Source organism: Flavobacterium sp. (assembly GCF_965277525.1).
GTDB lineage: Bacteria > Bacteroidota > Bacteroidia > Flavobacteriales > Flavobacteriaceae > Flavobacterium.
The window spans coordinates 1,171,736-1,185,127 of sequence record NZ_CBDIDC010000005.1; the positions used below are offsets into that span (position 1 = coordinate 1,171,736).

The 13,392-nt window shown below is 36.2% G+C and carries 9 protein-coding genes; 6 read left to right on the plus strand and 3 right to left on the minus strand.

From position 1 onward, the window contains the following. Position 1: 1 nt before the first annotated feature. The 4 genes from ACQY44_RS13420 to ACQY44_RS13435 all read left to right on the plus strand — a co-directional run bounded on the left by ACQY44_RS13420 (position 2) and on the right by ACQY44_RS13435 (position 7,340). Entirely contained in the window at positions 2 to 2,305 is a 2,304-nt protein-coding gene (locus ACQY44_RS13420) for a penicillin-binding protein 1A (protein WP_428230839.1), read from the plus strand. A gap of 439 nt (positions 2,306 to 2,744) precedes the next feature. Beyond that, a complete protein-coding gene (locus tag ACQY44_RS13425) occupies positions 2,745 to 3,446 on the plus strand; it encodes a CoA transferase subunit A (RefSeq protein WP_428230840.1) in 702 nt (233 codons plus the stop codon). Between the two features lie 95 nt (positions 3,447 to 3,541). Further along, on the plus strand, positions 3,542 to 4,198 hold the full coding sequence (locus ACQY44_RS13430; protein ID WP_428230841.1) for a CoA transferase subunit B: 657 nt from the start codon (positions 3,542 to 3,544) through the stop codon (positions 4,196 to 4,198). A gap of 367 nt (positions 4,199 to 4,565) precedes the next feature. Then, on the plus strand, positions 4,566 to 7,340 hold the full coding sequence (locus ACQY44_RS13435; RefSeq protein WP_428230842.1) for a M4 family metallopeptidase: 2,775 nt from the start codon (positions 4,566 to 4,568) through the stop codon (positions 7,338 to 7,340). Positions 7,341 to 7,451: 111 nt separating this feature from the next. On the opposite strand, the gene ACQY44_RS13440 is transcribed toward ACQY44_RS13435, so the two are convergent. Continuing rightward, the gene (locus tag ACQY44_RS13440) at positions 7,452 to 10,106 is read right to left on the minus strand and encodes a TonB-dependent receptor (RefSeq protein WP_428230843.1); all 2,655 of its coding nucleotides are present in this window, start codon (positions 10,104 to 10,106) and stop codon (positions 7,452 to 7,454) included. A 209-nt stretch (positions 10,107 to 10,315) separates the two neighbouring features. Between ACQY44_RS13440 and ACQY44_RS13445 the strand changes: the two genes are divergently transcribed. After that, positions 10,316 to 11,203 (plus strand): SAM hydrolase/SAM-dependent halogenase family protein, encoded by an 888-nt coding sequence (locus ACQY44_RS13445; RefSeq protein WP_428230844.1) that lies wholly within the window; start codon positions 10,316 to 10,318, stop codon positions 11,201 to 11,203. 198 nt (positions 11,204 to 11,401) lie between these two features. Here the strand turns inward: ACQY44_RS13445 and ACQY44_RS13450 are convergent, their stop codons facing one another. After that, positions 11,402 to 11,929: a DUF6646 family protein gene (locus tag ACQY44_RS13450; RefSeq protein ID WP_428230845.1), complete on the minus strand. Its 528-nt coding sequence runs from the start codon at positions 11,927 to 11,929 to the stop codon at positions 11,402 to 11,404. A gap of 50 nt (positions 11,930 to 11,979) precedes the next feature. Further along, positions 11,980 to 12,714 carry a metallophosphoesterase family protein gene (locus ACQY44_RS13455; protein ID WP_428230846.1) on the minus strand — a complete coding sequence of 245 codons (735 nt, stop codon included), beginning with the start codon at positions 12,712 to 12,714 and terminating at the stop codon, positions 11,980 to 11,982. A gap of 148 nt (positions 12,715 to 12,862) precedes the next feature. On the opposite strand from ACQY44_RS13455, the gene ACQY44_RS13460 reads away from it, so the two are divergent. Then, positions 12,863 to 13,375 carry a hypothetical protein gene (locus ACQY44_RS13460; RefSeq protein ID WP_428230847.1) on the plus strand — a complete coding sequence of 171 codons (513 nt, stop codon included), beginning with the start codon at positions 12,863 to 12,865 and terminating at the stop codon, positions 13,373 to 13,375. The last annotated feature ends 17 nt before the right edge of the window (positions 13,376 to 13,392 follow it).

A 13,392-nucleotide genomic window follows, 5' to 3' on the forward strand; every position in this document is an offset into this window, starting at 1 on the left:
TATGGCCACCAAGAAAAACAATCAACCTAATAGTACCAAAGATATTAACTACTATAAAAAGAAATTCTGGAGAATTTTTGCGTATACCTTGCTGGGTATTTTAGCCTTCTTTTTATTTGCCTCATGGGGATTATTCGGCTCTATGCCTTCGTTTGAAGATTTAGAAAATCCGGATTCTAATTTGGCTACAGAAATCATTTCATCTGATGGAGTAGTAATTGGTAAATATTTTAAAACCAACAGATCACAACTTAAATATTCTGATTTACCAAAGAGTTTAGTCGAAGCTTTGGTTGCTACCGAAGATGCTCGTTTTTATGACCATTCGGGGATTGACGGACGCGGAACTCTTAGAGCAGTTTTTAGTTTAGGAACTAATGGTGGAGCGAGTACATTGACACAACAGTTGGCAAAACAATTATTTCACGGAGAAGGATCAAAATTCCTTCCGTTCAGGATTGTACAAAAAATAAAAGAATGGATTATTGCTATTCGTCTGGAACGACAGTATACCAAGAACGAAATTCTGGCGATGTATTGCAACGTTTATGATTTCGGAAATTATTCTGTTGGGGTAAGTTCCGCAGCACAAACGTATTTCTCTAAAGATCCGAAAGATTTGACGATGGATGAATCGGCTATTCTAGTCGGAATGTTCAAAAACTCAGGATTATACAATCCGGTTCGTAATCCCGAAGGAGTAAAAAATCGTCGTAACGTTGTGCTTTCCCAAATGGCAAAAGCAAATATGATTACTGATGCTGAGAAATTGAGATTGCAGGCTTTACCAATCGCTTTAAAATTCAAATTGGAAAGTCATCGTGAAGGAACGGCTACTTATTTTAGAGAATATCTTCGTGATTATATGAAAAAATGGGTATCAGAAAACAAAAAGCCAGACGGTTCTGATTATGATATTTACAAGGATGGTCTGAAAATTTATACCACTATCGATTCAAGAATGCAGTTACATGCTGAAGAAGCTGTTTCTGAACACATGAAAAACCTGCAACAACAGTTTTTTATTGAACAGAAGACCAATAAAAACGCACCTTTTGTAAATATTTCTCAGGCAGAAACGGATCGACTCATGATGCAGGCGATGAAAAATTCTACGCGTTGGGCTATTATGAAAGATATGGATAAAAGTGAGGATGATATCATTGCTTCTTTCAAAGTAAAAACAAAAATGCGTGTATTTACCTGGAAAGGAGAACGCGATACAGTAATGACTCCTCTGGATTCAATTCGTTATTTCAAACACTTTTTGCAATCTGGTTTAATGGCAATGGAGCCACAAACCGGAAACATTAAAGCATGGGTTGGTGGAATCAATTATAAATATTTCCAGTACGATCACGTTGGGCAGGGAGCAAGACAGGTAGGTTCTACTTTTAAACCGTTTGTTTACGCAACAGCTATTGAACAATTGAATATGTCTCCTTGTGATTCAATCCTTGACGGACCATTTATGATCCACAAAGGGCGTCATAATGTTACTGCGGATTGGGAACCAAGAAACTCTGATAATAGATACCGCGGCATGGTTACATTGAAACAAGGTCTGGCCAATTCGATCAATACCATTTCTGCAAAATTGATAGATCGTGTAGGGCCGGAAGCTGTGGTTGAATTGACGCATAAATTAGGAGTAAAAACTGAAATTCCCGCACAACCCTCTATTGCATTGGGTGCTGTTGATATTACGGTTGAAGATATGGTTGCTGCCTACAGTACATTTGCAAATCAGGGGGTTTATGTAAAACCACAATTTTTAAGTCGTATCGAGAATAAAAGCGGAGAGGTTATCTATGAGCCAATTCCGGAATCTCATGACGTTTTAAATAAAGATATTGCCTTTGCAGTCATCAAATTATTAGAAGGGGTTACTGAAACCGGTTCTGGTGCTCGTTTACGTACGCAAGGCGGTGGAAGTGGAGATAACCGTTGGACAGGATATCCTTATATGTTCAGAAATCCTATTGCAGGTAAAACAGGAACAACTCAAAACCAGTCTGATGGTTGGTTTATGGGAATGGTTCCTAACCTGGTGACAGGAGTCTGGGTGGGTTGTGAAGATCGTTCAGCACGTTTTAAAAGTTTAACTTACGGACAAGGTGCAACAGCTGCATTGCCAATTTGGGGCTACTTTATGAAACTTTGTTATGCAGATCCGGGACTTCAGGTTTCGAAATCAGAGTTTGAGCGACCTGCAAATCTTTCTATAAAAGTAGATTGTTACAGTGCTCCAAAAGTAAAAGATACTACCGCAACAGAACAAAATACAGACGAATTCGAATTGTAGTTTAAGTTTAGTTTTAGAATAAAAAAATCCTTTTGTGATCTTCTGTAATTAGAAGAAAACAAAAGGATTTTTTTTGGAATAGATGGTTATTTTAAGACTGTTACAAAATATACTTCTATACTCCGCCGTCTATACTCCGCTAGGAGTTAAATATCGATAGGAATCATGACACCATCTACCAGAATGTCCCATAGGGACTACACCTTTATTAATAGAAATTGAGCGCGTATAGTCCCTACGGGACAAAAATATTCCTAACAATATATTTTCTACTGACATTTAATCTCTACGAGATATATCTACATGAAATAAAAATGGGTGAATAGATACATATTGCAAAGAATTAAATATGCAAAAATAAAATCATTACGAAATCGTTATAATTTAATCTGAAAATCTTATTTTTATCAAAAATATACGATAATAAAGACCCTTTGTTATGATTACAAAAAAAGTAAATAACGTTCACGAAGCTACAACAGGAATTAAAAGTGGGATGACTCTTATGTTTGGTGGTTTTGGTTTATGCGGAATTCCTGAAAATGCAATTGCTGCATTAGTCGATACAACAATTTCAGATTTAACCTGTATTTCGAACAATGCCGGAGTTGATGATTTTGGCTTAGGATTGCTTTTGCAGAAAAAGCAGATCAAAAAAATGATTTCGTCTTATGTTGGTGAAAATGCTGAGTTCGAACGTCAGATGCTTTCCGGTGAGCTTGAAGTTGAGTTGACTCCACAAGGAACATTAGCCGAACGTTGTCGTGCAGCCCAAGCAGGAATTCCTGCTTTCTTTACGCCGGCAGGTTATGGAACTGAAGTTGCTGAGGGAAAAGAAGTGCGTGAATTCAACGGAAAAATGCACATCATGGAAGAAGCATTCAAAGCCGACTTTGCGATTGTAAAAGCCTGGAAAGGTGACGAAGCCGGAAATCTTATTTTTAAAGGAACAGCCAGAAATTTCAATGCCTGTATGGCAGGAGCAGCTAAGATCACGATTGCCGAGGTAGAAGAATTGGTTGCAGTGGGCACTTTAGATCCAAATCAAATTCATATTCCGGGAATTATGGTACAGCGTATTTTTCAGGGCGAGAAATTTGAGAAAAGAATCGAGCAAAGAACAGTAAGACAAAGAAATTAGAGAATTAGAAAATGTGATAATTAGAGAATGAGTCAGATTGCCAAAGTGAAGCATTGTCTAATTGTCTAATTTCCAAATTGACACATTAAAAAACTATGTTAACAAAAGAAGATATTGCAAAACGTATTGCAAAAGAAGTAAAAGACAGGTATTTTGTCAATCTCGGAATTGGAATTCCAACTTTGGTCGCGAATTATGTCAGAGAGGATATTGCCGTAGAGTTTCAAAGTGAGAATGGTGTTTTGGGTATGGGACCTTTTCCTTTTGCGGGAGAAGAAGACGCAGATATTATCAATGCCGGAAAACAGACTATTACGACATTGCCGGGAGCCAGTTTTTTTGATTCCGCTTTCAGTTTTGGAATGATTCGCAGCCAGAAAGTCGATTTAACGATTTTGGGTGCGATGGAAGTTTCAGAAAACGGAGATATTGCCAATTGGAAAATTCCGGGTAAAATGGTAAAAGGAATGGGAGGAGCAATGGATTTAGTGGCTTCTGCCGAAAATATCATTGTTGCTATGATGCACGTGAATAAAGCAGGTGAATCTAAAATCTTAAAAAAATGTACTTTACCATTAACAGGCGTAGGATGCGTTAAAAAGGTAGTAACTGAATTAGCAGTTCTCGAAGTGACAGAAAAGGGTTTTAAGCTCTTAGAAAGAGCACCAGGTATTTCTGTGGAACATATTATAGCTTCAACGGAAGCAAATCTAATTATCGAAGGAGATATTCCGGAAATGGATCTAAGATAGATTCTTACTTTTTTCTAAAGAACCTATTAAGGCTGGCTTTTAAAAGGCCGGCCTTTTTTTGTAGGAATATTTTAAGATTTCGGGCAGGCTATTTTTTCCAGTAAAATCGGCATCTCAACTGTTTTTTAGTGATTAATGTATTGTTAATCAGTAGTATAATTAATTTTTGAGGTCTTTTTTTGTGAAATTATTACAATTTGTTAAATAAAAATGAATTTTAAGTAAAAGAAGTTGTATTTTATCGATTAATGGCAATTTTTGGCGATTATATAACATAATTAAAATACTTTTATTTCAAAATAGAGTATTTACTTACATTAAATATTTTATTTGTAATCCTTTAACCAAAATCAAAAACAAATTAATTATGGAAAGAAAATTACCAAAAATTATGGCATCAACGGTTGTCATTCTTACATTTTCAGTAGCAGGATTTGCCCAAAGTACAGACAAAAGGGTGAGTCAAAAAAATGTATCAGAAAACGGACAACCCAGCTTAATCACTTTTAGTGATAAATCCAGTTACAAAGAAACAGATTACAATACCGTCTTTAAAGAACAATTGGGCTTAAAGGACAATCAGTCTTTTTCGAAAATTAAAGTAGAATCAGATAAAGAAGGTTTTACACATGAAAAATTCCAATTGTATGAACAAGGTGTCAAAGTTGAATTTGCCAATTATACATTACATTCAAAAAACGGAAAAGTGACTTCGATGAATGGGGAATTTTATGCTCTTGAAAATGTAAAAACGACTCCTAAATTATCGAGCCAGGCTGCTTTTGCGAAAGCGGTTGCTCACACAGGAGCCAAACAATACCTTTGGGAAACCCCGGAAGATGCTGCTGCGTTAGGGTATGAAAAACCAAAAGGCGAATTGGTCCTGTTACCAAATATGGAAGAACAGGGACAAGAAAGAAAAAGCGATCAGGTACGACTGGCTTATAAATTTGATATTTATGCCACAAATCCATTAAGTCGTGGAGATCTATACATTGATGCCGAAAATGGAAAAGTATTATTTTATAATGCCACGATAAAACATCTTGGAGAATACAGCCATGGAGGTAAATCAAAATCTGCTAAAATAAATTCAGTAAATCAAAAAGGGGATTCTAATTCCAAAATGGCTATTGTGGCGGCAAATGCAGCCACACGTTACAGCGGAACGCAAGTCATACAAACTACTTTGAGTGGGTCGTCTTACAGACTGGCGGACGCCACAAGAGGTTTAGGTATCAACACCTTCAACATGCAAAAAGGAACCAGTTACACCGCTGCAGTAAATTTTACGGATGCTGATAATAACTGGACAGCGGCAGAATACAACAATACTAATAAAGATAATGGTGCATTAGATGCGCATTGGGGAGCTGAAAAAACGTATGACTATTGGTCAACAGTACATGGCAGAAATAGTTATGATAATGCAGGTGCTATTATAAAAAGCTATGTGCATTATAGTAATGCCTATGATAATGCCTATTGGGATGGTAGTGTAATGACGTACGGTGACGGAAGCGGAACTTATTTTGACATTTTAACGGCTATTGATGTTGCGGGGCACGAAATAGGACATGCGGTTTGTACCTATACAGCAAACCTGGCCTATCAAAAAGAATCCGGCGCGATGAATGAAGCATTGTCAGATATTTGGGGAGCCTGTATTGAATATGCTGCAGCACCAACGAAATCTACCTGGCTAATTGGTGAAGATATCGAAAGAAGATCAGGACATCTTGCTTTACGATCCATGAGTGATCCAAATTCTGAAGGGCAACCGGATACTTACGGAGGAACTTATTGGGTAAACGTAAGCTGTACGCCAACAAGCAGTAATGACTATTGTGGTGTTCATACGAATTCGGGTGTTTTGAATCACTGGTTTTATATTTTATCAGTTGGTAAATCCGGAACAAATGATATTGGAAGCGTATATAACGTAACCGGTATTACAATTGACAAAGCTGCTAAAATTGCTTATCGTTTAGAAAGCGTGTATTTAACGGCTAACTCAACATATGCTAATGCAAGAACTGGTGCTATACAATCTGCTATTGATTTGTATGGTGCAGGTTCTGCTGAAGTTATTGCAACGACTAATGCATTTTATGCCGTTGGTGTAGGTGCCGCTTATGTAGCATCAACAGATACAGTTGCACCAACAGCTCCAACATCTCTTGCTGCTTCCGGGACAACAGGTGCAACAACTAATCTAACCTGGACAGCTTCTACAGATAATGTAGCCGTAACAGGATATAACATTTATCAGGGTACAACTCTAAAAGGTTCTTCTACGACTACAAGTTATACCGTAACAGGATTAACTGCGCTAACAGCTTACACTTTTACGGTAAAAGCCAAAGATGCCGCAGGAAATCTTTCAGCCGCAAGTAATGCTGTAAATGTGACCACTACGGCAGCTACTATTGCTTATTGTACTTCTCAGGGGAACAGTACTGCTGACGAAAGAATTAGTAAAGTGGTATTTGGAACTATAAACAATACTTCAACCGGAACTACAGGTTATGAAAACTATACTAGCATTTCGACAAATGCGGCAAGAGGAACAGCTTATACGATAACTATTACGCCAAGTTGGACCTCTTCTGTTTATAGTGAAGGATATGCAGTTTTTATAGATTATAATCAGGATGGTGATTTTGCAGATTCCGGCGAAACAGTTTTTACAAAAGCAGCCTCTACGGGAACTACTGCAACGGGAACAATTACAATTCCTGCAACAGCAACTCTTGGAACAACCAGACTTAGGGTTTCTATGAAATACAACGCAATTCCAACATCTTGTGAGACTTTCTCTTACGGACAAGTCGAAGATTATTCGATAAATATCACGGCTTCAGGAGCAATTGTTACTCAGGAAATTGCTGCGGGATTAATTGAGACAACTGAAACTTCAAGTTTTGCATTATATCCAAATCCAGTTGCAGAAGAACTAAACATTTCGTTTTTGGATAATACAGGATATACATTCAGAATTACAAATACATTGGGGCAACAAGTGACTACGGGAGAACTTTCCGGAAGTCCAATCGATGTAAGCAGATTAACTACCGGAGTTTATATCATCGAATTGAATAACGGCAGTAAAAGAATCGTTAAGAAATTTGCTAAAAAATAAAATTTGAATTAGTAAAAACGAAAAGCCTCGCAATATTTTGCGAGGCTTTTTTATTAAAATTGGTGGTGATTAAATTCGTATAAAAAAATGTATTCTTTGCGGTAAACCAGACTACAAAGTAAAACTCAGGCGGCTAAAGTAGTAAGCTCCCGTAGTTCCCATTTGTACCGGTGCATATTTGAAAACTCCGTAATAACTGTTTTCATAAATTTGTCTGTCCGGGAAAATATCAAATAAATTGTTTGCTCCCAAAGCAATCTGAATTTTTGGAGTTATTTTGTAAGCAACAGTCATATCTGTAACTACTTTTCCGTTGTGTTTCTGGATGCCTCCAAAAGGAAATCCATCACGAATCACTTCACCAAAATACGTATTTCTTAATAAGAAATTCCATTTGGTTAAACTATAATTGATTGCAAAAGTTCCTTTGTGTTTCGGCGTATTGGTTTCGATCAGACTTCTTTCCTGAGGTCCGTAATATACATCTTCCTGGCCAACAAATAAAGGCGGAATGTTGTTCAGTTTATCATCAACTTTGTTTGCATTGTAATTGTATAATAACGAAAGATTCATTTTTCCCGGTCCAACATTCATATCATAGTCAATAACCACATCAACTCCGTTTGTAGTAGTGTTGATGGCATTGGTAAAAAAACGTCCGGTTTGAGCGCCGTATTGTGCAAACAAATCACGAAGGGCAGGAACAGGATCTCCGTAAGCATCATTTCCTAAGTTTCCTGTAAGGATGATTCTGTTGTCAATTCTGATATGGTAGTAATCAGCGGTAATATGTAATTTTTTGGTTGGAGAATAAACAATTCCAAAGCTGTAATTTCTGGAAGTCTCCTCTTTTAATTTGGGTATTCCAAGTTCTTTCGCTACCTGGCTATCATTTCTAAAAATTCCCGAATTCAGGATTTGTCCGTCAACAACATCTGTTGCAATATTATTAAAATACTGTTGGTGTAAGGATGGTGCTCTGAAACCTGAACTAATAGCCCCACGAACAAAAAGATTGTCAAGGATTTTATATCTGGCAGATAATTTTCCGTTTATGGTATTTCCAAAATCGGTAAAATCCTCGTAACGACCGGCAACTCCAATCAATAATTTCTCTGTAAGATCAGCTTCAACATCGGCGTAAACACCTACACTGTTTCTGTTTTCGTTTACAGCATTCAAAGGAGAAAATCCAGGGAATGATTGTGCCCCTCCATCGATATAAGAATCTTCTTCACCGGGAACAATTTTGTATTTTTCAAAACGATATTCACCTCCAAAAGCAACATTCAAACCATGAAAAATATCTTTATACAATCTTGAAACATCTGCATTTACCGTGTTTTGTAAAAAAGAATGATTTCCGGCTTTAAAATCAGTTGGGCTATTATCGCCTAAGGAAACGTTGTTGGTATTGGATACTTCATAAATAAATTTATTTTCTCCGATAGTATTGCTTACATCCAATTTCCATTCTCCAAATTTAAATTTAAAACCAACTGAAGAAGAAAGATCCGTTACAACAGAGTTTAATTCCGGTTGAAACCCGAAAAGGAAAATAGAAGCCACCACATTTTCAGTTTCACTTGGCAAACGTCTGAAGCCGTAACCTGTTCCTTCTCTGTGGCTCACGCCTCCGTTTGCATAAAACTCGATTTGGTCGTTTAACGGAATCGATGCATTAAAGAAACCCTGAAGATTCTGAATTTTTGCATCTCCAATCTGGAAATTAAAATCGTCACGTTTCAACCCGTTTTGAGCTAATAAATTATCATCAATCTGACGCGATTGCGCCGGATTATCAGCAAAATCATAAGCGAAGAAATTGCCTTCAGCCGATTGGTCAAAAATAATCAGATTATTGTTCTGTGAACGATTTGTTTTTTGGCGATCGTTGAATTCAGCTGTTAAATTGATGAAACCGCCTTTGTTGCCAATTTTTGCACCGTAATTTAAGTTCATGTTTGTAGTTTGACCATCGTTTCTTGATGTCGAACCATAAGTAGCATTTACTTCTAAACCTGCATTGTCTTTTAAAACCAAGTTGATCACACCTGCAATCGCATCAGAACCGTATTGTGCAGCTGCACCATCGCGAAGAACCTCAATTCGTTTAATGGCCGAGGCAGGAATCGCGCTTAAATCGGTACCAACAGAACCGTTTCCAACCGTATTTTGATAGTTTACTAATGAAGTTGTGTGTCTTCTTTTTCCGTTTATCAAAACCAGGACCTGATCAGGGCCTAAACCTCTTAATGAAGCCGGGTCAATATGCTCCGTTCCGTCTGCGGATGATTGTCTGTTTGAATTGAATGATGGGATCAAATACGTTAATATATCGTTTGTCGTAGTTTGTGGAGTGGTATTTCTGATTTTAGCCAGATTCACAACATCAACAGGAACAGCAGTTTCTAATTTACTCTTGTTGGGATTTCTGCTTCCTACAACTACAATTTCATCCAGACTATTATTCTCTAATACCAATTGTATTTCTATAAAATGATCTTTTGCAAGGACTTCCTTCTTTTGATACCCAAATAAAGATACAATAAGTGTTGGGGTATTTGCTGAAGATGTTATGGTGAATTTTCCTAAAGCATCAGTTATAGTATTATTTTGAGTTCCTTTGATTAGGATAGTAGCAAATTCTAACGGGTTTCCATTTTCATTCGTGATGGTTCCTTTTATCTCGTGATTTTGTGCAAAAAACAAAGTACTTGATAAAGTAAGAATTGCGGTTATGACAATTTTTAGTTTTTTTCTCATTGATAAGTTTGGTTTTGTGTATGACGTAATATTTACTTCAATAGAAATGGAAAGCTAATTTCCTAGTATTTATATAGGCTATTGAATAAAATGCAAATGTAATTGTAAATAATCAAAATCGATTTATAAAATCTTGTTTTTTATAAGTTCTTGGTGTCAATTTTTGAATTTAATGAAATATCTTTGCTGAAAATTTAAAAAGAGAAAAAATGAAAGTACGTTTATTACTTTTTTTGTGTGCTATAACATTTACCGGTTTCGCACAAAATAATGTATTGGTTTTTCAATCAGATTTTGGATTGAAAGATGGGGCAGTATCTGCTATGAAAGGGGTTGCAATGGGAGTTTCGACTGATATTAAAATATTTGATGTAACGCATGAAATCCCGGCATTTAATATTTGGGAAGCGGCGTATCGTTTGTCTCAAACTGCACAATATTATCCTGCGGGAACTGTATTTGTATCTGTTTGTGATCCGGGAGTTGGTACAGCAAGACACTCTGTTGTTTTATTGACAAAATCAGGCCATTACTTTGTAACTCCGGATAACGGAACTTTGACCCTTATTGCAGAACAATTGGGAATTCAGGAAATTCGTGAAATCGATGAGGTAAAAAACCGTCGTCAGAATTCAAACGAATCGTATACGTTTCATGGTCGCGATGTTTATGCCTTTACGGGTGCTCGTTTAGCATCAAAAACAATTACTTTCGAAGAGGTTGGCCCTAAATTACCCAATGAAGTGGTGAAAATCGAGTATCAAAAACCGGTTTTCGAAAAAGGAATTATCAAAGGAGGAATTCCAATTTTAGATATTCAATACGGAAATGTCTGGACCAATATCGACAAAAAGACATTTGCTAATTTAGATATAAAAGCTGGGGATATGGTTAAAATCCAGATTTTCAACGGAACTAAAAAAGCGTATGAAGGAAAACTAAAACTGGTACATACTTTTGGAGAAGTTCCCGTTGGTACTGACGTGTGTTACTTTAATAGCCTTTTGAATTTTTCATTGGCAGTAAATCAGGGAAGTTTCTCAAATAAACATAAAATTTATAGCGGAGCTGACTGGAGTATTTTACTTAGTAAGTAATCAGTTGTATTAGATCTTTTTAAATTATTTAAGAGGAGTTTTTTGTTTATCAGGCTGAGAGTGAAGTCGAAGCCCAGTTGCAATTTGCAAGCCTTCGACTTCGCTAAGGATGACAGCTGATTTTCAAGTTTATCAATCATAAAAAAAGCATTCACCTTTCGATGAATGCTTTTTTTATGATTGATTATTATGCAATGCTTACAAATTAAAAGAAGCTCCTAAGCTAAAAGTAGTCTGATTGTTTAAGTGATCGAATACACCATCATTATTACTGTATTTCGCGATTGGAAATCCAATTTCTGTAAAAACACCAAATCCGTCAGTAAAAAAGTAACGACCACCAACGTGTCCGCCAAAATTGTGTAAACCTAGGCTTAAACCTGGATATACATCTAATTCCTTAACACCAATAACACTGCTTAAATTAGCATTAATTCTGGCTTTTGCATCAAAACGATCACTAAAGTCCGGTTTATAGTCATTATAAGGAGTTGGGTTACCGTGGTAAAAACCATTAAAATTATCTACGCCTAATAAGTAATTAGCAACAAAACCAAAAGAGAAATTTTCGCCTAAACCAAAATCAACAGAACCCTGGATTCCTGAACCACCATCTTGTATGTTAGCACCAACGTTAACCTTAACATCTCCTTTTCCTTTAAAAGCTTGTTGCGCTTGTGTGAATCCAAATGACACTAAAAACAAAAGTGTAATAACCTTTTTCATAAACTTAAATATTAATTATTTTAAAAAATGCAAAAATAGCTCTTTATGGACTAATTCCTACCTTTTTCGTTAGAATACAATTCATTTAACGGATCGCTTTGCCAGAATTCTTTTGTATTGATGTCCATAATTGTCAAAGGACCTCTAAAAGCAGCGCCCGTATCTACATTCCAGACACAAGCTTTTTGTACCGGAACTGTTTTTCCAATTCGGGTAACCGGAGTATGCCCAATGTATATTTCTTTATAGATAGTAAAACGTTTAGGATAATATAAATCATCTGGTTTTAGGTTGGGGTCTAAGGCAAGCGCTGATTCCCAAAGTGTTCTGTCCCAATAGAATAACTTTGGGAAATATTCCCAAACCACACCATTCAGATTTGTAAAACCAGCATGTACAAAAAGGCGATTTTCATCATCAAGGTAATAGTCTTGTAGTGATTCAAAAAAAGCAATATGTTCTCTTTTTCTCTCAGGAGAAATTTTAGAATATCCTTCGACAGTTGCTTTTCCACCATGTTTATACCACATTTCTTCATCAAAATCTTCCCGTCTGTCTTCAAGCCAGTCTAAGGCCAGCTGATCATGATTTCCCCTAATGCAAATGCAGTTTTGTTTGCTTTTCAAATTAATTAAATAATCGATTACTTCTGCAGACTGGCTCCATCCATCAACATAATCGCCTAAAAATATAAGAGTATCCTGGGTAGTAACTTCGGCTTTTTTCATCACCTGTTCAAGCGCGAGTAGTCCGCCATGTATGTCGCCTATAACAAATGTTCGCATTTTATTTTATTTCGTGTAGAGTTACAAAAATAAAGAAAATGATTTGTTTGTGGTCATTAAGTTGATAATCTTTGCGACGATGAACTATTATTTTGGAAAATAGTACTATTAAATTTAAAAAATAAAACCAAAACCAAAGAAACCAATCATGAAAAGAAACCTAAGTATTTTATTTTTCCTGCTAATGCTAACAAGCTATTCTCAACAACTTATTTATAAAAACGGAGGCAGGGTTTATAATTTTGAAAATAAAAAAGTAACTTCAAATGAAGTTAGACAATTATTAGAAAACAATACCGAAGCCTTAGCACTTTATAATTCCGGCAGAAGTAAAAAAACATGGGGAAATGTACTTTTTTATGGAGGTCTGGGACTTGTAGCTACAAATTTGATTGTTGGATTGAATTCCGATAACATAACAACAACATATCCTGGTAATGGATATTATCCGTCAGTGCAATCAGAAAGAACAAATATGACTGCAGCTATAATTGGAGGTGCTATGATTATTGCTTCAATACCCATTAAGATAGGTTATCCTAAAAAGATCAGATCTGCCATAGAAAAGTATAATGGTGGTTTGGCAAGTAGTGATAAGCCAGCTCCAAAAACTACATTGATAGCAAGTTCAAATCAAGTTGGACTTAGAATAGAATTTTAAAATATTTTTATTACAGA